The 20,546-nt window shown below is 37.1% G+C and carries 20 protein-coding genes; all 20 read right to left on the bottom strand.

The genetic code is table 11. The features are described from left to right. Nucleotides 1-161 precede the first annotated feature (161 nt). On the bottom strand, nt 162-740 hold the full coding sequence (locus ACLTWA_RS09580) for a hypothetical protein (RefSeq protein WP_412327480.1): 579 nt from the start codon (nt 738-740) through the stop codon (nt 162-164). Between the two features lie 176 nt (nt 741-916). Further along, nucleotides 917-2,098 carry a hypothetical protein gene (locus tag ACLTWA_RS09575; RefSeq protein ID WP_412327479.1) on the bottom strand — a complete coding sequence of 394 codons (1,182 nt, stop codon included), beginning with the start codon at nt 2,096-2,098 and terminating at the stop codon, nt 917-919. Then, on the bottom strand, nt 2,076-2,984 hold the full coding sequence (locus ACLTWA_RS09570; RefSeq protein WP_412327478.1) for a polymorphic toxin type 44 domain-containing protein: 909 nt from the start codon (nt 2,982-2,984) through the stop codon (nt 2,076-2,078). Before ACLTWA_RS09570 ends, ACLTWA_RS09575 begins: the two co-directional genes overlap by 23 nt. 30 nt (nt 2,985-3,014) lie before the next feature. Continuing rightward, on the bottom strand, nt 3,015-3,530 hold the full coding sequence (locus tag ACLTWA_RS09565; RefSeq protein ID WP_412327477.1) for a DUF4280 domain-containing protein: 516 nt from the start codon (nt 3,528-3,530) through the stop codon (nt 3,015-3,017). Then, nucleotides 3,518-4,051, bottom strand: a complete 534-nt coding sequence (locus tag ACLTWA_RS09560) for a hypothetical protein (RefSeq protein ID WP_412327476.1) — start codon at nt 4,049-4,051, stop codon at nt 3,518-3,520. Before ACLTWA_RS09560 ends, ACLTWA_RS09565 begins: the two co-directional genes overlap by 13 nt. Then, nucleotides 4,048-5,019, bottom strand: a complete 972-nt coding sequence (locus tag ACLTWA_RS09555; protein WP_412327475.1) for a pentapeptide repeat-containing protein — start codon at nt 5,017-5,019, stop codon at nt 4,048-4,050. The genes ACLTWA_RS09560 and ACLTWA_RS09555 overlap by 4 nt, the downstream gene beginning before the upstream one ends. A 9-nt stretch (nt 5,020-5,028) precedes the next feature. Beyond that, the gene (locus ACLTWA_RS09550) at nt 5,029-6,435 is read right to left on the bottom strand and encodes a contractile injection system protein, VgrG/Pvc8 family (RefSeq protein ID WP_412327474.1); all 1,407 of its coding nucleotides are present in this window, start codon (nt 6,433-6,435) and stop codon (nt 5,029-5,031) included. An 11-nt stretch (nt 6,436-6,446) separates the two neighbouring features. Next, nucleotides 6,447-7,868, bottom strand: a complete 1,422-nt coding sequence (locus ACLTWA_RS09545) for a contractile injection system protein, VgrG/Pvc8 family (RefSeq protein ID WP_412327473.1) — start codon at nt 7,866-7,868, stop codon at nt 6,447-6,449. Continuing rightward, nucleotides 7,840-8,496, bottom strand: a complete 657-nt coding sequence (locus ACLTWA_RS09540) for a hypothetical protein (RefSeq protein ID WP_412327472.1) — start codon at nt 8,494-8,496, stop codon at nt 7,840-7,842. The genes ACLTWA_RS09545 and ACLTWA_RS09540 overlap by 29 nt, the downstream gene beginning before the upstream one ends. A gap of 13 nt (nt 8,497-8,509) precedes the next feature. Beyond that, a complete protein-coding gene (locus ACLTWA_RS09535) occupies nt 8,510-9,286 on the bottom strand; it encodes a hypothetical protein (protein ID WP_412327471.1) in 777 nt (258 codons plus the stop codon). A 14-nt stretch (nt 9,287-9,300) separates the two neighbouring features. Next, nucleotides 9,301-9,996, bottom strand: a complete 696-nt coding sequence (locus ACLTWA_RS09530; protein WP_412327470.1) for a hypothetical protein — start codon at nt 9,994-9,996, stop codon at nt 9,301-9,303. Beyond that, nucleotides 9,993-11,282 (bottom strand): hypothetical protein, encoded by a 1,290-nt coding sequence (locus ACLTWA_RS09525; RefSeq protein WP_412327469.1) that lies wholly within the window; start codon nt 11,280-11,282, stop codon nt 9,993-9,995. Before ACLTWA_RS09525 ends, ACLTWA_RS09530 begins: the two co-directional genes overlap by 4 nt. 24 nt (nt 11,283-11,306) lie before the next feature. Then, nucleotides 11,307-12,974 (bottom strand): contractile injection system protein, VgrG/Pvc8 family, encoded by a 1,668-nt coding sequence (locus ACLTWA_RS09520; protein WP_412327468.1) that lies wholly within the window; start codon nt 12,972-12,974, stop codon nt 11,307-11,309. 43 nt (nt 12,975-13,017) lie between these two features. Continuing rightward, entirely contained in the window at nt 13,018-14,868 is a 1,851-nt protein-coding gene (locus ACLTWA_RS09515) for a PAAR-like protein (RefSeq protein ID WP_412327467.1), read from the bottom strand. 34 nt (nt 14,869-14,902) lie between these two features. Further along, on the bottom strand, nt 14,903-15,766 hold the full coding sequence (locus ACLTWA_RS09510) for a hypothetical protein (RefSeq protein WP_412327466.1): 864 nt from the start codon (nt 15,764-15,766) through the stop codon (nt 14,903-14,905). A gap of 105 nt (nt 15,767-15,871) precedes the next feature. Beyond that, a complete protein-coding gene (locus ACLTWA_RS09505) occupies nt 15,872-16,636 on the bottom strand; it encodes a hypothetical protein (protein ID WP_412327465.1) in 765 nt (254 codons plus the stop codon). Between the two features lie 188 nt (nt 16,637-16,824). Continuing rightward, nucleotides 16,825-17,676, bottom strand: coding sequence for a DUF5037 domain-containing protein (locus ACLTWA_RS09500; protein WP_412327464.1), 852 nt, complete (start codon nt 17,674-17,676; stop codon nt 16,825-16,827). A 105-nt stretch (nt 17,677-17,781) separates the two neighbouring features. Continuing rightward, nucleotides 17,782-18,642 (bottom strand): hypothetical protein, encoded by an 861-nt coding sequence (locus ACLTWA_RS09495; protein WP_412327463.1) that lies wholly within the window; start codon nt 18,640-18,642, stop codon nt 17,782-17,784. Nucleotides 18,643-18,826: 184 nt separating this feature from the next. Further along, nucleotides 18,827-19,381, bottom strand: coding sequence for a hypothetical protein (locus tag ACLTWA_RS09490; RefSeq protein WP_412327462.1), 555 nt, complete (start codon nt 19,379-19,381; stop codon nt 18,827-18,829). Nucleotides 19,382-19,396: 15 nt separating this feature from the next. Further along, entirely contained in the window at nt 19,397-20,536 is a 1,140-nt protein-coding gene (locus ACLTWA_RS09485; protein WP_412327461.1) for a pentapeptide repeat-containing protein, read from the bottom strand. Between the last annotated feature and the right edge of the window lie 10 nt (nt 20,537-20,546).

Raw genomic sequence — 20,546 nt, 5'->3', positions numbered from 1 at the left:
CCCCTGTCCATGAGGTAACTGTTCATTTGTACCTATCTTTTTAAGAACTCTTATGTATTAGATATATCAATATTTTTGCTTATTTACCCTTTCCAAAGCCATATTAAACACCATATAATTTAAAAGTGAATTTACTGAGTTTTACATTGTGCCAAAAATCTTCAATCCTTTCTGCGAATCAAATATTCATTATTTATCATTTCTTTCATCCGTTCAGTTGTCATATAAGTTTTCTGCAGTTCTTCTTTTGATATGATTTTTTTTATATCCAGATCTGCCTGTAAGTAATCTCCCCAATCCGGCTTAATTTCATAAAAATCCGGAAGATAATAACAAACCTTAGTTTCGTATCCCCCGTCATAACTAGTTGATACTTGAGCAGTATTTTTGCTTCTATCTATATTGTTAATCTCCAAATCCACCAAATACTCATTTGAGTAATATCTCCACAAAATTTGGGTCTTAATTTTTATTAAATCTGGTCCGTATACAGCCTCAATGCCGGAATCAAATATTATTTTTAAAAACTCTTTACCATTGTTTGTTACAATTTGAGCATTTACATGTTTATCTTTAAAATACTCTTCATAATCAGCCATGTTTTTTATGACATCTTGTATGCCATTATTACCGTTTATATTTTCAGTTTTTTTTGAAGAATTCTCCTCTATATAGAAGATCAATAAAAGAAATATTATTAAAGCCAGTAAATAAAAATGAATTATATTAATTTTTTTCATCATACCACCTTTCAATATACATTCTAAAAATTTATTATTTTACTTGTTTCTACTTTCATTTTTATTGTCCATTTCTCTCATTACTATAGGAGCTCTCTTAAATAAAATCAGATACACTGTGCTAAACTGCATTTTAATTTCTATAAATTTATCTTAAATATATACCTGCATCTATACTATGATTCTGGAATAAGAATACAGCGAATTACATTCACATCATTTCCTATATCCTGTTCTGTAAATGAAATAGTTGGTAATCCCTTAAACATCTGATAACTTATTTTATTTTTAAAATCTGTTATTTTTATAAATCTTTGTTTTTTATTAAGATGGGAATCAATTTCAATCTTCCTCCAGCCTAAGTTCTTAGCCTGTTCTTCATTACCTGACATAATTCCACACCAATTCCAATAACCAGGAGAATAAGTTTCATTTCCGTGGTAACCGTTGTAAGACAATTCTGTTATATTACTAAAAACCTCATTTTTAATCTTGTACGTTCCAATAGGTATATCACTTCCAATCTTGTACATACCAGAGGGAAAAACCATTTTCCCTTTTCCTTCACCACTCCCCTGGTACTTGACTGGGTGAATAACAGGTTTCTTTTTTATTGGTATCAAAATACAATCATCTAAATTTATAGCCACATCATTATCTATTGATATATATCCAAACCTGCTAACACTAGCTCTTAATTGATTCCGTTCGTTAAAAACTCTAGCACCTCCTGTATCTGTATCTATTGACAGTATAAAGTATTGTCCTTCTGGCAATTCTTTACCAACTTTATAAGCACCTTCGTAAAATATACCTTCTTGATTTATTTGATTATCTAAAAATTGATCAACATGTATTATTTCAGTGTTCTCATTAATAACAATTACATCACCTTTGTCCAGTTGGGTATAGACCATAAGGTTAAAAACATAATAATCTTGATTTCTAACATCATTGGATCCTTTCCGCTTAATCATTAGATTAGGATTTGATTTATCTTTACTTTCAATAGTTTTTTTACATAAATAGAGGCCTTCAGGAATATCCTTTCCAATATTATATTCTCCGTCCTTTATCCATTCCCCAGCCTGCTGACTTAAAATATTAATTTTAGTTACCTTTTTTTCTTCATTTTTACGAAAATAGTCCCAATATTCTTTTATCTGATCTTCTAATTCTCTAACATCAAAGCTATCACGGTTTTCATAATCATCTGGCTTTTCTAACATATAATCAAATTGCTCCTCTGGAGTATTCGTTTGTTGAATTAAATTATGAAACAAGAAAAAAACACCGAGTACTATTAAAATCAGAATGAATAATCCAATCAAAAACTTATTGACTCTTTTTATGTGCATTAATTCCCTCCTGTATCATATCCGCATCAGACGGTCCATCCGCATTTAGATTATCTCCATATCCCCCGCTCAAAATACTGTTAATATACTTAGCCGCAACTTCTTTATAATCTTTTAAATCTTCTTTACTATTAACTGCCTTTAAATCCGATAAAAACTGTGCCGTTCCTGCACCATACTTTAATATTCCATCATCTACTGGAGTCGTAAAATATTCATCCCCAACATATCCATACAACCAGTTTCCTGCATAATCTTTCTCAAAAGTTTTGCCTTCTCCTTTTGGCCAGGGAGCCGCCCATATTGAAAAATTATATTCTAATCCTGTCCGTGTATTTACGAAACTTCTAGACTTTAAATCCAAGGGATTATTAGTATTCACCAGATTCACAAAATTTACCAAATCATTCTTATGTCCCGTTACAGCCTCCATAGAATTCAGTTCTTCTCCCATCTCTGTCATATAGTTCATAATATCTGTATCTTTAAATAAATTTCTTTTTTTTAATTCTATTTGTTCACGTACTCCTTCATCCAAATATTTATCTGGATTTTCTTTTTCATCTTTTCTTAATTCCCAATACTTGTCAATCTGTTTTCTATACTGCATGTATATCTCATTTTCATATTTTCTTATAACCTTATCTATCTGTGTTAAATCTTTACTTTCAAAATATTTAGACTTTGAGGACACCGATTTTACTGGTATCATCGAAAAACCCATTTGTAAACTCCCCAATATATTTTCACTCGGATTTAATAACTGATGAATACGCCTATTAGCCACCGCATCTATATTTTCCAGAGCAAGCGCTATTCCAGCTTTTCCTAAATTTGCAATACCCAACCCCAGGTTTTTTGCAGCCGTTAACAGTTGATCAGCCATATTATTATTTTCAGACTTATCTTATTTTTTCTAAACCGCGCCACTTCCTGCCTCCGGCTGCCCCGATTCAACAATCTCAATCTCCCCGCCATACATACAGTACAGCTTTGCTCCCCCCATCAAAGGCCGTTCTTCCTCCGTGTTCACTCCATCCTGCCCATGATCCCACTCACTGGCAATGATTTTAGGAGTGCAGACTCCCACCACCTTAGAGATCTCACTATCAGAAGCCTCTTCCTGCTTCTTTTTCTTTTTCCCTCCGGTAAAGAAGTTCATGACCTTGTCTGTAAAGGTCTCGGGACATGCTTCCTCTATCTTTTTCTTGATTTTTTCTGCTTCCTCCTGTGTACTGGGATTTTCCATGCTATAGCAGCCGCCAAAGCAGACCACATTGAGCTCTCCCTTACAGTCTTTCACGGTCATCTGTGCCTGGCCTCTTAAAAATACTCCATGGGTTTCCTGAAGGACTGCCCGGCTGGGCCTCATCCCCTGGCTGCAGGTACAGCATGCACCGTGGACCACAAAGGTATCGGTTAATTCTGCCATACTTCCACCTCCGTTTCTTTAAAAACAATGCCCATTACATTCCTTCGCAAAAGGCTTTCTACCACTTCAAGACTGATAAAGGGATTGGGAAAACGCTTGTCATTTAAAAGAAACACCTTATGCTCACCGATTTTCTTCGGATCAAGGACAAGACGCCTGACACTTCCGTTAGAATAAAACTCCGTCCGGTCTGAAAATACTTCCAGCTGTTCCAAAAGAAGATGATGATAAACGCGAATCGTTTCACGTTCCTTATCTGCAACCGTAACCGTCTTAAATACCATGTCATCCTCATATAAATCAAGCACCTTTTTCACTTTATCAGAGACCAGGGAAACCGGACTTTGTATGAAATCAGGAGCCGCTTCCCCACTGTCCTTTGTCAGATACATCATGGTCGATTCATCTATGTCCTGTGCATCTTCTTTATAAAATATATGCCTAGGTCCGCAGATATCAAAATCACGGAAGCGGATCATATCCGGTAAGGTTTTATCTTGTTCCATCGTAAAAAATCTCATCCTTTGGCCCTCCTGTCGATCAGTATGGTCTGCAGCTGCTCCGGTTCCATATGCAGGAACGGAATATCCTCTTCAAAAAAAATAGAATTGGTTAAGTCTGCTCCGGAAAAATCATTGTCTTCCCATTTGCAGTTTTCAAAATCCGCCTGCCTTATAACTGCATTCTGAAAGCTACACCCTTTGATGGTACAATTTCTGAAACGGGAGCCGGAAAAATTGGTATTATCAAATGCAATTTGCGTTAATGTACAATTTTCAAATTCATTAAATAAAAAATATGTTCCGCTTCCATCCGAATCTCTGATCTCCATATCATACCAGTATTTGGATATCAGTGCTTCTTCCTGGTCCCTGGAAAGACGAAGGGCCCTTTCCCAGTCTTTCTGGTACTTTTTCTCCCTGTCCACAAAAGCCACAAGCTCACTGGCATCCCGGTATTCTCCCCAATAGATCCCCCAGGTATCAAGCTTTGGTATATCCGAAAAATCCTTGTTCTCTTCAATATCCCGGAGCAGAAAGCGCAGTTCTCCTGCCAGGATCTGATTCCATTCCATGGCGTTATTCTGCAATATTTCGGATATGTCATAACGGTTGACCTTTCCCATATACTTTCCTGCGTCAAGCGTAAGCTTTTTCTTTACATCCTCCAGCATGGAAAACAGGAATTTCAGGGTAAATGTTGTCTCTGCCGGTTCCGTATCCATATACCATCTGGCATCAAAGGCCTGGACGAAAAACCGGTATTCCTCAAGAAGTAAATCCACCCGAAGCAGAGAAAAATGGAAAAACATGATTTTCTCTTTTTCTAACCGCTTCACTTCCTCCTTCAGTGCTTTAAAAGCGTCCCGGAGCACACCGGAAAGTTCCTCTGTCTGCTGCTGCATTCCCTTATAAAACTGAAGTTTCTTTTCTTCCAGAAATTCTGTCTCTTCCTCATGAAATCTCTGAAGTGCTTCCTGTCTTGTCATAAGCTCCTCCTAATTCACCTTTACTTCCGTTCCCTGGATATAAAGCTTTCCATCCGCCGGCATCTTTATGGATGCTCCCTTTACACAGGTTAAAGCAGTGGATTCAAGCGCTTCAAAAGATACCGCCTCTTCCGCAGTAATTTCAATGTTGTTTTCTGCTTCGATCTGAATGGTTCCTCTGGCGCTTAAGGTCACATCCCCTCCGTTACCGATCTTTACACTGGCGGAGCCCCCGCTGGCAGAAAGATAGATTCCGTCGGCTGCCAGCTTCATCTCCTGCCCGTGAGGATTGCTTAGGTATTTGGTGGAAGGGCTCCCCATACGGTCAGGAACTCCCCCGGTCTTTCCGTCATAGGAGCTTACCGCGCTGACTGCAATCACATCCTTTGTATATTTGGAAGGAAAGTAAACACGCACATTGTCCTGTTTTTCCGGCATATAGTACCAGCCGCTGCCATCAGGAGATGCTGATAAGGTGGAAAACGGAAACCAGTACACATCTTTCCCTCCCTCTTTATCAATATCCAGATGTATCTTAATTTTGGTGCCGGATATCTCCAAAACCTTTCCTCCCAGAGCCACACCGATCAATTGCATGGGATATTGGGGCTTTGAAAGAATTCCCTCTTTTTTCTGCAGTTCCAGACGGCAATGGATCAGTCCCCGTTCCAGTTCACAGAAGATACGCCGGATTACAAGATTTTTTCCCTCAGCCTGTACCTGTTCAAAGATCTCCGGTACATGACTGGTTTCCACTTGAAGAACAAGAAAATCATTATCGTTAACAGGAGCACCTTCCATGAGCCAGTAGCTGTATTCTCCCATTTCCTTGCGGTAGCCGTTTTTTTCAAAGCTCCAGCCCCCCCATGGAATGTCCGGAACTCCACCGTATAAACATATGGCCTCAGTGGCTGGGCGGCAGACCAAAACGGCATTAAGTATGGACAGCATCCGTTTTAGGAACTGCCAGTCTGTCTCCTGATACTGAACAGCGATCTCTCCCAAAGGTTTATCCGGAATGGAAAGCTTTATCTCACTGCCGGGATAGTCTCCTAAGATTAGCTGAAATAACTGGCTGTAGGACATGGAAGTGTCCTGAAAGGTCCGGGACTTTTTTTTCTGATCCATAAGAATGCTTCGGCTCTTTGCCTCTGCCTGAAGCCTTACGGTCCCTCCCTCTCCGGATACAAGAACTTTGGTCAAAATACCGGAAAATATGGTTATCCCTCCGTCTGTACAGACTGATATGGAATCGTTCTCAGAAAATTTAAATAAAGTCTCTTCCCCCTGTTCCGATGGCAGAAAGCCATTTAACCTTAAAATCCCATGTTCCCCAGGCACGCAGTCCAGGGTAAGTTCATTTAGCTGTTCAACCGGAATCCCTTTGATCACGATCTGTTCCGCTGCATATGCCATATAACCGCCTCCTAATTCTCGTGAATCTCATTTCCATGAAAGTTAACCGTTCCTTTTTTTATCTCAACATCCGCGCCTGACTGGCAGGCCACTTTTACGGAAGTCTGGGACTTGATGGTCAAGTCATTTTTGGCTGATATGTTTAAGTTTTCTGCCGCCGATACTTTTATATCTTTTATGGCATTTAAGATCACTTCTCCGTTTTTCTTTAACAGAATGCTTCCCTGACTGTCTCCTGCAGCAATCAAAACCCCATCCGCAGTCATCTGTACCTGATTTCCCTGGGCAGTCTGTATATTCCGGGTGTTTGGATTGCCCATGGAATCGGAAGGATTTCCTTCTTCTGGTTTATGGCCCTTGACATTAGTCACCACATAGGCTTCCTTTTCGTCGTTCACAGGAAAATAAACACGAATACTCTCTCCCTGTTCCGGCATGCAGTACCAACCGCTTCCATCGGAAGAAGCTGCCACTGTGGAAAATGGAAACCAGTATTTTTCGCCGGTACTAGCCTCAATTTCCATGTTTACCTGCACAAGATTTCTCTGAACAGCTGCTATGGTTCCTTCTATAGAGACTCCTGTGATCTTACCATTGTAATAAGGCAGTATTTTAAGACCTTCTCTTTGTCTTAACCGGTACCGGTTCTTTAAAAGTCCATCCTCCAGGACTCGTACGGCGGATTCAACAAACCAGGGATTCCCTTTGTAGGTAATCTGACTTCCGATGGATACAATGTCATAAGATACTACCTCATAAACCGCATTCTGGGCACGGGTAAGTTCCTGAAAGCCATTTTCCTTCATGGCTTCAAAGGAAATAAAATCCTGGGTTAAAGTAAATGGAAGGTCATCCCAGTTTTGTTCCTCCGGCTTATTAGAAAGCCCGGCTTCAAAACGGATATCAGGAAATGCCGGATCGGGATATAAGCTTTCCCCGTACTTGGATAAGAAACGTTTTAAAAACTCCCAGTCTGTTTCCTCATACTGGACTACAAGCTGGCCGATGGGAGTGTCCGGAAGATGAACCATATGGTCAGATCCCGGATAAGTTTCCATCACCTTGCCGACCAATTTATGTACTCCCATCTGGGGGTTCTGAAATATCCGTTTTTTCCGGTCCACATCCATCTGACGGGTTCCATCCCATGCTTCGATTTTTACCACATATTCTTTTCCATCCCTGTCCAGAGAAATGTTGTGGAGGACTCCGTAAAAGAGCACATGGTCCTTCTCCTTCTGCCGGTACACAAGAGAAATCGTATTATTAATCTGATGAAAATCATTTTCATCCATTTCGCTGTCAAGAACTGCTTCCACCAACAAAAACGCATGTTCTCCCGGCTTTTCCGTAATTTTGATCTTACGAAAATAAGCAATTCCCAATGTTTCTAAATAAAGGTCCTTATAGGTAACTGCTGCTTTGTTCTCCAAAAAGGCCGCCCCCTTCTCTTTGTGCAAACCACTGGTCAAGTGCCACTACCATTGCTTCTAAGAAAATTCCGTATGTATCCTTATCTTCTTTGAGGCAATTGTAATTTCCCGTAAGTGACTGTTCCTCTCCCTTTCTTCGGAATACAATATTATAAAGCCAGCCTTTTCCGGTAGGCACATCAAAGCAGATGTATTCCACATGATCCAGCTGTTTTTTCTTTCCTACTCTGGCATGAAGTCCGTTTGATGCCATGCCGTTCACCAGCTGATTGCTCCACTGGCTAAAGGTTGCAGGCTTGATCTGCGTTTTGGGCCAGGAGAGTATCTGGCTGACTTCTTTGGTGTGATTGATATAAATTACGCCTTCCTTGTCCTCCTTTAACGCCTGATGGAAATTTTTGAAAATGATCATGGGAACGTTCTCTTCGGAATAGAAATGGGTCTCAAATTCCAGATGCTCCCCTTCCGGAAGGCGTATTTCACCTGCATGGAGACCTTCCAGTGCCTCCTGCAATGTAAGCTTTTTCCCGGGAGCATCAGCCTTTTTCTCCTCTGCCGCTTCCCGCAGCGCCTTTTCTTTCTGTCGTTTTTCCCGTTCCATAAGTGCAATTTTTTCATCCAGATTCATGGTATTCCTCCTTTTATAAAAGCATCATTCCCCGTTTTCCCTGGCTGCCCTGTCCTCTTTTTATTTCTCCGCTTTTTTGTGTTCTCAAAACCTCCAAAAGTCCCCGGTAAATTGCAGAATTTCCCTTTTCTCCATATTCCTCTCCCTGTCTGCAGGTTAAATATTCCCGGATCAGTTCTGCGGTAACATGTCCGTGATTTCCTAGAGCTGCCGTGGAAAAACTGATATCGTATGGATCAGAAGACCGGCTTTTCAGCATTTCTTTGGAAAACTGCCTGATAATGCGGGGATTTAACGTGCTTTCCCCGGCGGCTGCGTAGGGCTGATAAATGAGGTTGACCGTATCAAATTCCGTAGAGTAGTCCTGAAGGTTTTCATGACTGTCTCTTAATCTTGCTCCCTCCTGAAGCCGGAATCTGCAAAGCTCCATTTCACAGGCAGGATCCGGTTTTTTATCTTCCAGAACGATTCTGGTATTGCCCGTAATTTTCCCCGCCTCCCGGATCTCAGCCAGAAACTGCACCTTTAAATACCGGACCGTATCCTCTGCCCTGCACTCCATTACAAAAGGCTGTTCCATAAAATAAAGATTCTTCTTCCAGATGATCATACCCGAAGAAATGGTCAGCCTTCCGTCATCCCAGGTAATATTACAGCCTTTCACCACTCCGTCTCCATACTCCTGAAACCACAGATCCAGGAAATTTTTAGGGTAGTCTCTCAGCTTATCAAGCATCTCCACTCTCAATAAACGCTTCTTTTCAAATTGGGGATAATCGTATTGAAACATTTTCTCTCCTTCCGTCAGCACAAGATTATTTCGTCCATGGACATGGTTTCCTCGATACCCATAATTCCAAAATGATACTCATAATAAATTTCCACATGATAGGGAAGCTCTACGAACATCTTGATCAGAAAATCCATTTTATCCACCAGACTTTTTTCTTTTTTCCGTCCGATGAAAACCAATATTTCATAGGAATTCTGACAGCTGTGATACACAATGTTATTGGGAATCAATGCCTCCATCATGTCCTTAAACATATCAAGAGAGCTTCCGGTTTCATATTGCTTTAACAACCCGCTTAAGATAAATTCCCTTTCATCCCGGTCAAATAAAGCCACCGCTTCTTTGGCATCGGCCCCAAAGGCATAATCCATCAGATCCTGATACAGAAGTTTTTTGTGATATTCCTCTCTGGACATACCTGAAAGTGCATCATTTTGAGCCAGCATATGAAAAATCAGATGAAAGAGGTTTTCCCTGAGTTTTGGAAATTCAGTCAGATCCGGACGAAAAAAGTCCTTGAAAATATTGTAAAAACGGTAATAGGGGTTTATTTCAATGACCTCCCCTTCTTCTATGGTTTCCTGATTGATACAGGAGGACGACAGCTCCATATAAGCACTGAATTCAGAAGGCATCTGATAACGGATGCTGTTTTCCGCCATTCCCTGTTTTCTCACCTGCAGCATGACTTCCCACAAATAATTCATACAAGTTTTCCTCCGCATTCATATTCAGGATACAATTCCTGCACTTCCGAGGTCACAAAGCTTGCCAAATCCCTCAAGAGCCAGCGCTCCTTTCCTCTTGGCTTAAAATAGATCAAAAGCCTCTTTTTTCCTTTCCGGTCCCTGATCTCATCTTCCATAAAAAAATTCATGGGATACGTCTCCAATCGTTCCCGGCTTCCTTCTTCCAGAATGCAATCCTGGTACTCAATATAATTTTCCAGTCCGAATCCGCGGATAAACCGTTCCAGTTCTCCTTTTGTTTTTACCATCTGTCCGGTCTTTCCCTGAAAACGTTCTGCAAACCCATCTTTTCTTAAATTCTCCATAACCGGATAGGTGTAACGGTCAATTTTATGGTCAGAGCCGATTCGAATCATGTAAACATCCCATTTTTTAGAATTGGCCACCTTACCTGTCACCAAAAGCTTTTCTCCGCTTTGACGCACACTTCGGATCCCCGCCTTTTCTTCTACCAGATAGGCATGTCCGGTTCCGTAATCCCGTATGGAGATCACATGTTCATAGTTCTCATGATCGCTGCAGGCCACCGGAAATCCTACGCTTTCCAGCTTTAAATGCCAGACGTTCCATATAGGGATCAGATCATAATGTACAAACTGGTTGTATTCCCCAAAATCTCCGCCAAAATTCGTTACCGGTTCCTTATCCTCCGCCTCATCCGGAAGACTTGTGATGCAGATATCCATCATCTTAAATAAATACGGTGCATTGATGGTCTTCCATGGGATTCCATTTTTCATGAACAGATGGTAAAGATGCTCCATCTGTTCCAGGTAACGTTTGCTGGGTTCCAGGCGAATTTCAACCGGATATTCTTTCCCGGCCTTTAAGATTCCGGTAAAGCCTTCCTGATTTTCCAATAATTCCCGAACCTTAAGGGCATCACACTTCAAAAAAACAGTTGCCACACGGAATTTGCCTTCTTCCTTTAGCTTTCTGCGCACATCAGAAACTTCATAGACCGGATTTTCCATATCTTCCTCACACATGGGTGCCATAAGATGATGAGACTTGTCCATATAGGTCCGCTCCATCAGTCCGGTGCGGATCAGATAACGGTTAATGTCATAGACAAGATCATTCATGACCCGTTCCTCTAACATCCGGTACATCCTGACGTTGGTCTCATATAACTCCAGAAATACCCCCTCCATCAGATTTTTAAATGTGATGCGTTCTTCCAGATTGCTGATGGACTGGATTTCTTCCCGTATCATTGCTTTCATCTCTTCGATCTGGTCCATTTATGTACCGCCTCCCCTTACTTCCTATTTTTTCTTTCCATTTTTGTTTTCTCCATAGGAAAACGAATCAAATAAAGCATTGCTGTTTTGAAACAAGCCTGATTTTATTAGATTATCATCCAGTTGGCTATCGTTACCAAGCGATACAGAAGAAGCACCCCCGGTAAGCTGGCTTAGGATTTTCCCTGCAGCTCTAAAATCCATATTTCCCGTAACTGCCCGTGAAACAAACTCGGTCCCCGCAAGTGCCAAAGTAACATCCCTTGAACCAGATGCAGAGCCGGCTATGCCTGCCTGCAAAGAGCCTTTATTATTCTGGGATCCCTGTTTCTTATACATAACATTTCCACTGCATCTGCATTCAACATTGCCAGACTCATCTATTTCCACCACATTATTTCCTGTCTTACCTGCTTTTAATTGAATACCTTTTTCCGCCCTCATTTTAAGGTGCTTAAGACCCGCTCCCATTTGAATACATCCTGCTGAAGACACAGACATAGAGTCAGCAGCATTCAGTTGTATGATTCCATCCGGAAAAAATTTAAGTGAAGCATTTTTCTTACCTGTAAGAAATCTCAGGCTTTTTTTATCCATACAAAGCTCATTTCCTTCTTCATTTTTCATAAATTGCATCCCAGAAGGAAAGCCGGAGACCGGCACTCCTGCTCCCTCCCTCATGGCAGACAGTACAACTGCATTTTGTTCTTCTTCATCTGGGAAATAAACTATAACCCTTGTTCCGATATCAGACATATAATACCCTATTTGATTATTTTGTTCTCCCTCAAAAGGAAATAAAGGACTATTGGCTCCGGTTACTTCCTCCATGGGAAACTGAAGTTTCAGTTTGTTTCGTTTTATATCTGCAACGAATGCCCATTCCCGCTTATGAGCGATTCTGTTATTTGGTATGTAAGTGAATTTCTCTTCCCTGTTAGAAACCAACTTTATAAAATACCGGATTTCTTCATGATTTGTTACCATATCTACGGATTGTATAAAATAAGTTCTTCCCTGATTTGTTACAGTGTCTCCAATCTCGTACTTTTCATAAGAGTCAATCCAATTCGTCTCCTGCCTGTTTATAAGATTTGTTTTCATAAGTTCAGGCTGCTGATTTAACGTATGAACCTTTTCGTGAAGTGGTCTTCCAACAGAAAACTGAATGGTCTCCGAAGACATATCCGGATAAATACCATCTTGAAAGTGTGATGCCAGCCGTCTCATAAATTCCCAATCAGTTTCATCATACTGGATTATTATATGAGGAATTTTTCTATTTTCCGTTACTTTATCTACAAAAGACGCTTTATTATATGGTTCCAGAATTTTACTTATAATTTCACAGTAGGTCATATCAAGATTTTGAAATACTCTTTTTCTTTTTTTATAATCCATCTGACAGGTGAAAGAATTCGCCTTTAAAGTGATGGTACCGACCTGTATCTTTTCATCAATCATCAGATCTGTTATAAGACCGCAAAACAGCAGATTACCGTTCTGGCTCCTGACTGTGATTTTTCTTTCTGAATCAAGCTGTGCAACTACCTGATCAAAATGACCTTCCTGGCAAATCCCTTTTAACATCAGACAGGAATGCTGATTGATCTCTTCCGACATTTTCAATTCAAAAATTGATGCCAGTTCTATTTCCGCAGAAATTGTTAATTCTTTAAAAGTATAATCCACGTTACTCCTCTCCACTGTGAAAACAGTACCTTTTTTTATTATGCTATTTTGTTATGGCATTTATATAGTTCCCTATGAACATTTTCTTTTCCTCTTCCAGATTTTTCATTACACTGCTCACTTCCGCATTGATTTTATGTAAAACACCGTCTTCTTCCTGTTTTGTCTCCTGACGGGAATGAAACAACCCATTGACTGCTGCTTCTGCCACATCGATTGCAAGATTTATATTATCTGTCATTGCTTTAAGTTTATTATTTGAAAAAGGATTCTCAAGCCTGTCCTTTCCTTGACGTATCAGATATTTTACTGGTTTTGACTGAAGAAACTTGTTATCTTCCATAGATTTTTTAACTTTTTCAGCAAAAGAAAGCTTCTCAATATCACTTAAATCCATCTGTCCATTATGCTCCACCGTAATAATTCCTCCCCGGCAGCAGCCCAGCACCGACTTTTTCAATACGGCCTCGACCTTTTCTCCATTTATAAATAATGCTTTATCCGCATCCGTAAGCACCCACTCATGAAAAATCTCCGGCTGACACAAAACTACTCCATCTGATTTGTTATTATCCAATAGCAGTTCCGGTGCATTTGCAGAACAATTACAATCCTTCATGACAATATTTTTTCCTGCTATATTGTCCCTTTTTGATGCAACAGCTTTTTTCTGGATCAGGTTTCCATGATTTTCAATATTTTTCAGATCCCCGATATTACTGCTGTATGGACACATAAGAATAGCCCCCTCCACTACAAAGCTGGAATCCTTCTGGTCTAATTTATATTTGGAAAAATCCACATGAAACAGGTCTGACAGCTTTCTGCATAAGGCATCCTCTCTGCTTTTATTTACCTTTGCGTAGACTTCCTCTGCTTCCAGTACACAGTCCCAATAATCCTCATCCCATTTGGTTGTATCTGGAAGAGTTTTTCCGTCTTTACCTTTTTCATATATAAGTCCTGATAATTGCTGTGCAACCTTTCTTTTCACATATTCAGGTAAAGCATCAATTTCATTCATCATGGAGATGGTGTTCGCAAGCCTGGAGGGCACATAGGATCTGTCTGTCTTCTGAACACCTGGTTTTAAATAGTAGTTAGGTTTATGTACATGAAATAAATATAATTTCATATTAAAGTCTTTGTCCTGAAGATCTGCATTATAATAATCTACACCCGAATCAAAATATATTGTATTTTTGTTATAACCTGTTTTTATAAGGAGCTGGCTAACCGGATCTCTATATTCATTAATGTTATAAATTATGTTTTTTGCAAACTTCTGCTGGGAAGCTGGAATCTGATTTAGAAAGGAGCGTGAGGCTCCTTGTCCATCAAAGGAATATACTTTATCAATTAGTCCCTGAGGCAATAAATAAGCACAGGAGGCCGCCATATTCCCTCCCTTTGAATGTCCTGCCAATGTGACATGGTCCAGGCCGGAATTGATTACATATGCTGCTGCTTCCTTCTGGGATGGGGTCTGGGAGGAAAAGATTGCAGCAAGGTTATCGTCCCATTGACTGTCCCCCGCTGTTCCACGGAACACAATTACCGGCTTTACTTTGTTTTCAGGATCCACAAGAGTCATGGCTCGAAAGTCGGTTTTTCTATCTAAAGAGCTGTCTTCATTGGTATCTGTAAAATCTCTTATTTCCATTCTCATTAACGTATCAGATTGCTTAATCTGGTCAATGACGTCAAGAAATTCTTCTTTTGTCATTTCACCGCCGATTTTTTTATTAGGAGGTATATCTGATATACTTTTTTCCATGTTATTAATCAATTCACTTAGCTTATTACTTCTCTTATTTTTTAAATCATTATAAATTGTAGTTCCATAAATTATACTAACAAGTTTAGCAACATCTTTATCTCCCATTTCTTCCATATTCAATTCCCCTTTTATAATATTTAGCTAAATATCACTTATCACCTGTATCTATCATTAATTGAAATTTTAATTCCTTATCCATATCACCTACAGCTCTATAGGTACGATATATATCATTGTCATATAACCTCAAATGCTCTCTTGTTATATCTATTGCATAAAAATCTTCGTTTTTTTTCATTACATAATAGCTGAATGTTATATCTACATGGTCGGATTGTTCTTTTATTTTATCTAATAGCTGAGATATTTTTTGTTCTGTTTTTATTTCCAATTTCTTTGCTTTTTGAGTTGTAAACATGTCTATATAAATAGCTGGACTTTTTCCGTTGCCATTAAAATAGTCTTTAATTGATGAATCAGGTTTTATATTATTTTCAAAAGTCGCACTGCTTGATAAATATAATATTAATTTATAATCTCCATCAAAATCACCATTAAGAGTTTCTTTAATTTCATTATTCAGCTTCTCTTTCAAAAATTTCCAACAGTAACTATCTCTTATTTCTTTTATTTCATTATTCTTTATTGACACTGGAACCACATCTACAATAAAACGAAAATTTGGATCATCTTCTGCATATGCCTCATAAGTAACTGTATAATAACCGCTTGAGAAGGGAATCGGAGAACCTCCTCCATCCGTTCCATCCGAATTAATAACAAACTTTTTTTCATACTTCTTTTCCAAATGTCTTTTTACTACTTCCAGCCTTTGTTCCTGTTCCAGCTTAACTTCTTCTTCCGTTACTTTTGGAGTTGTAGAAAAACCTTTTAAAAAAAGTACTATAAAGAAAATTATTGAACCACCAACAATTACACCATTTATAATTGCAATCACCACCAATATTTTAACTATGATCTCTGCTGCTTTATTACACTTTTTTTTATTCAAATGTATAATCCCTTCCTAAAAATTAATCAAAATCTTCTATTTTAAATTGCAAATCAAAATTCTTATCCCATGATACATATTTGGAAGAAGAATAGTTCTCTATTGTTACAAAAACATTATCTTCAATTTTTTTTCATTTAATTCGTTAAAATCCTGTGGATTTTTTGCCTTGTAGCAAACAAACTCCATAAACATATTCTTGCTATATTCTTTATAAATTTTTTTTAATTCTTTATCCAATTTACCTTTTAGTATTTCTTGATCATTTTTATCCTCTGCAGTTAATACTAAATTTAATATCAACTGCAACTTCTCATTACCTGGATCAAAATATGATGTTAATGGTGAATCCGGACTTAAATCATTATTAAATGATACATCTGAATCAACCTCAATAACTAATTTGTAGCCCCCAGGAATAATTTTCTTTACTCTATCATCAAATTCTTTTCTTATTTCTTCTTTTAAAAACTTCCAGCAATATCCATCCCTTATCTCTTTTCTTATATCTTCTTTCAACTCTTGGTAAATAAATGCGCGAAAAACATAATTGGGATCATCTTCTGAATAAGCTTCACAATAACTTGGCGAATTATCTACCATACCTGGGATTGGAGATCCTGGGCCAGTTCCATACCAATCTGAACCCACAATAAACTTTTTGTTATACTTTGATTCTAAATGCTCTATTATCATTTGTCTTAATTGTTCTCCTCTTGCCAGCCGTTCTTCATCTGTTTCTTTATGTAAATCACCTGTTTCACGTAAAAGCAATATTGTTAATGCAAGTATCATTACTCCTGTTGATATACCAAATATAATTATAGCCTTCATAAAGACCTTAACTTTTTTATTCTTATTTTTATTCATATATGCTACACATCCAAACCAATCTATATTATTTTTAGATACTTCATACTCGAAACAGTTAAGCTCATTCCATTACTTCAGAAATCTTATAAACTCACAGTAGGTCAATTTTTCACAGTTTTATTAATTCAAAGATTACAAATCTTTGAATTAATAAAAATCTCCAGTTTCACTCATCTCCATAATTTTTACCTATTTTCTTCAACACCATTAAACTCAAAATCCTCTATGGTAAATAATGTTTCTAAATTTACTCCCCACGGATTATTTTTCTTTTCAAAAAGTTCTTTAGATTCTACAAATACACTGTTTTCTCTTTTTATTTGATTTATACTATTAAAATCTTTATCCGACATTGTTTTGAAACACACTAAATATATATACATGTTTTTATCATATTTTTCATAAAACTCACTAATAATATTATATAACTTATCTTTCACTTCATTAATATTGTCATCTGAATTTAATATCAGATAGAAATTAAGGCTTACTTTTCTATTACTATTATTAAAATATAATTCAATTGGAGATTCAGGTTTTATATTATTATTGAATGTAGTTCTTGGATTTATGTCAATTACTAACTTATAATTATCGATTCTTAAACTTTTTATTTGTTCTTCAAAAATATTTTTTATTTGTTCTCTAAAAAATTTCCAACAATATCCATCATTTAAATTAGGTACTTTAGTATTTTCCTTTGAATTTTGGAATTTATAGACACGAAAACCATAACTCAAATCCTCTTTCGAATAAGCCTTATAATAAACAGTTGGATTACCTACATTTCCGGGTATAAAAGAACCTGCATTACTTACATAATCAGGATCAATTATAAATTCTTTACTATATTTCTCTTCAAGATATTTTTTCACTTCATTAATGTCATTGTCATTAGTTTTTTCAGTCTTTAAATCATCTTTTTTTGTTTCTATTTCTAATTTCTTAAATGACATTATTGATACAATAATTACTCCAAAAACAAAACCGATTACTATTAATACTGCAATTGCTTTGATACCAGAATACTTAAACATATTTACACCCCCATATAAAATTTCATTGACATACCTTTGCAAATCTGGCCCTATCTTTATAGCCTATTTCTCCCATTTAATTCACCTCACATACTTATATGCAAATTAATTTTTAGTATCTATTTTTACTACAAACTTTCTTTCCATTTTTATCTCTGAAAATAATTCAGGGTAGTTATCTCCATATATTATCAAACTTTTTTTCTCTAATTCTTTTGTATCAATACGAGAAAAATTTTTTTCATTTTCAACTGAATAGTAACTAAAGTTCATGTTCATATTATTATACTTACTCTTAAACTCCTCAAAAAGTAAAGAAATCTTTTGTTCAATATTTTTTTCATATTTTTCTTTACTATCCAATGCATATACATTAATAAATATAATAGGGCTAGCGTAATTGCCATTAAAATACTTCTCTAATTGAGAATCTTGTCTAATGCTATTATCAAATGTTATATCAGAATAGGTATCAATAAATATTTTATATTCTTCTGGAAATTCATTAGGTAACGCACTCTCTATAGTTTTTTTTAACTTTTCTTTTAAAAACTTCCAACAATAACTATCTTTTATTTCTTCTTCGCTGTCTATATTATGAGATTCAGAATATTTATAAACACGGAAAATAAATTCTGGGTCCTCTTCTGAATATGCCTCATAATAATCCGGAGAAGTATTCACAGCCCCAGGAATAAAAGAACCAGTATTTCTTTTTCCATTAGGATTAACAATGAATTTTTCTCCGTATTTATTTTCTAAATGACTTTTTACTGCTTCCAGCCTTTGTTCCTGTTCCAGCTTAACTTCTTCTTCCGTTACTTTTGGAGTTGTAGAAAAACCTTTTAAAAAAAGTACTATAAAGAAAATTATTGAACCACCAACAATTACACCGTTTATAATTGCAATCACCACCAATATTTTAACTATAATTTCTACCACCTTATTATACTTTTCTTTATTCAAATGTATAATCCCTCCAAATTATCATTAACTTAACCTTCCCATCAGATATTTCCAATCAAAGCCTGTATAAACGATGCTTGAAATATTTTTCAATCAATCACTTTACGATTTATATAAGATATGATATATGCAAACAATATTAAAATGTGTTCCACAGACAAAGCCGTAATACTCAGGAAATACTTTAGTTTACCCTCACTGCAGCCTTTTCCACACATATTCCAGTAAATGGACGCCTTAATATACTCTCAACCACATCAAGACTGGCAATAAACCTTTTTTCTCTTATTCCAGCCACTTGAAATATCTTTCTGTTTCCAATCCTTTTCCTATCCAGTATCAACTCTTTTATAGAGTGATCAGGATAAAATTCACTGTCTGTCCCAAGACAATCTGCCATTTCCAATGCACAAAACCAATATACTTTTTGTATCTTATTCCCTCTGTCGCTTAAAATTGTGCAATTGCATGAAAGATTGGACTCATAACTGATAAATACTTTTTTCAGCTCGTCTGAGATCAGCAAATATGGATTCTCTATAAAATCGGAATAATAATTATCGGCATTACTTTTAACAACTAAATTAAAGCATTTATCTCCAGAAATACTATTATTCCATTCAGAATAATTTTTTCTCCGCGGATATCCCAGTTGCCGTAATTCCTCCGGTAAGCGGCTTTTATCAATAACGACCTGATTTCTGAATGTTTTATCTTGTGATAATATATAATATCCCATGAAATTCCTCCCAGTTTAATCACATATCTGAATTTCCCTTAGTTGGTCTTCTGTTAAATACAAAAGAGGTAATGCTTCCTTTGAAAATCTTGCTCCACGTAATCTGGTTCCAGTAAACAATGTTTGGTCGAATATGGCATTTCTAAAATCAGCTCCACTGAAATTTGCTCTGCTGAAATCTGTTTTAGAAAGGTCTGCACCTGAAAAATCCGCTCCAATGAGACTGAAGATATTGCGGTTAAACACACCCGGTTCTGTTACAGAAGCCATTGAATTTGTAAAATTTCCTCCTGATAAGTCACTGCCAGAAAAATCTGTATCAAACAATAGTCCTCTCTTCCAGGATATGTTTCTTAATATGCAATCAATAAAACTTGTCTTTAACAAATAGGCCTCCTCCAAATTAGAATCTGACATATCCATTTTATAAAAACTGCTTTTGGAAAAATTAATTCTTTTTAATTCATTATTGGTAATTATCATATTTTCATAGTTTCTGCTGTAAAACCGGGCAGAACTCTCTTTACGATTTTCCAATAATTCTAAAAGCTTTGAATGATGATCCCCTGGTTTTTCAGATATGTAAACTTCATCAAAGCTTCCCCTATACTCCCCAACACTTATAATAAAATCTTCTGTCAGCGATAACTCTTTGAATCCATAAAGATATTCTTTTCTGATTCCATATCTTATAATTTCTGTCAGGCATTGAATAATATATGGAACATATTCAGTAAGCATAATCTGTTTTAAATCATTGCTTGTAAGAATTCCCTTAAAATCTGAAAGGCTTTGACTAAGATGATCCTCCAAATCCCAAATATACTGAAACAATATACTGGCATCCCACTCCGTCCGGATTGGGTCAGGATCCAGATGAAAACGTTTATCAAATGCACAAATCCGTACGTTTCCATCTCTTTGAAGATATAAAGTTCTTAAAACGCTGAAATTGATACAAAATATATATCTTCCTGGTTCTTTTCTCTGAACCTCTTTTCCATTACTTATCAAATGTTGGAATTCACCGTTTATTTTTTCACATAACAATTCCATATTTTCACGGCAATACTGGTACAAAGCCTTTACCTGTTTTGTTCCTTCCGGTAAAACATAACCATATCTATATTGATTTAGCAACTCTTCCCGATTCACTTAAGCCCCC

Origin of the sequence: Lacrimispora sp. (genome assembly GCF_046972725.1) — a bacterium.
Classification (GTDB): domain Bacteria; phylum Bacillota; class Clostridia; order Lachnospirales; family Lachnospiraceae; genus Lacrimispora.
This window is presented reverse-complemented; position numbering and strand designations above follow the sequence as displayed.

Excerpts from the sequence above, each read along its gene's own strand:
- ACLTWA_RS09570 (WP_412327478.1), bottom strand. The coding sequence starts at position 2,984 with ATGGCTGATCAACTGTTAACGGCTGCAAAAAACCTGGGGTTGGGTATT.
- ACLTWA_RS09525 (WP_412327469.1), bottom strand. The coding sequence starts at position 11,282 with ATGGACCAGATCGAAGAGATGAAAGCAATGATACGGGAAGAAATCCAG.
- ACLTWA_RS09560 (WP_412327476.1), bottom strand. The coding sequence starts at position 4,051 with ATGAGATTTTTTACGATGGAACAAGATAAAACCTTACCGGATATGATC.
- ACLTWA_RS09550 (WP_412327474.1), bottom strand. The coding sequence starts at position 6,435 with ATGGCATATGCAGCGGAACAGATCGTGATCAAAGGGATTCCGGTTGAA.
- ACLTWA_RS09540 (WP_412327472.1), bottom strand. The coding sequence starts at position 8,496 with ATGAATCTGGATGAAAAAATTGCACTTATGGAACGGGAAAAACGACAG.
- ACLTWA_RS09505 (WP_412327465.1), bottom strand. The coding sequence starts at position 16,636 with ATGAATAAAAATAAGAATAAAAAAGTTAAGGTCTTTATGAAGGCTATA.
- ACLTWA_RS09575 (WP_412327479.1), bottom strand. The coding sequence starts at position 2,098 with ATGCACATAAAAAGAGTCAATAAGTTTTTGATTGGATTATTCATTCTG.
- ACLTWA_RS09530 (WP_412327470.1), bottom strand. The coding sequence starts at position 9,996 with ATGAATTATTTGTGGGAAGTCATGCTGCAGGTGAGAAAACAGGGAATG.
- ACLTWA_RS09565 (WP_412327477.1), bottom strand. The coding sequence starts at position 3,530 with ATGGCAGAATTAACCGATACCTTTGTGGTCCACGGTGCATGCTGTACC.
- ACLTWA_RS09535 (WP_412327471.1), bottom strand. The coding sequence starts at position 9,286 with ATGTTTCAATACGATTATCCCCAATTTGAAAAGAAGCGTTTATTGAGA.
- ACLTWA_RS09555 (WP_412327475.1), bottom strand. The coding sequence starts at position 5,019 with ATGACAAGACAGGAAGCACTTCAGAGATTTCATGAGGAAGAGACAGAA.
- ACLTWA_RS09490 (WP_412327462.1), bottom strand. The coding sequence starts at position 19,381 with ATGGGATATTATATATTATCACAAGATAAAACATTCAGAAATCAGGTC.
- ACLTWA_RS09500 (WP_412327464.1), bottom strand. The coding sequence starts at position 17,676 with ATGTTTAAGTATTCTGGTATCAAAGCAATTGCAGTATTAATAGTAATC.
- ACLTWA_RS09580 (WP_412327480.1), bottom strand. The coding sequence starts at position 740 with ATGAAAAAAATTAATATAATTCATTTTTATTTACTGGCTTTAATAATA.
- ACLTWA_RS09515 (WP_412327467.1), bottom strand. The coding sequence starts at position 14,868 with ATGGAAGAAATGGGAGATAAAGATGTTGCTAAACTTGTTAGTATAATT.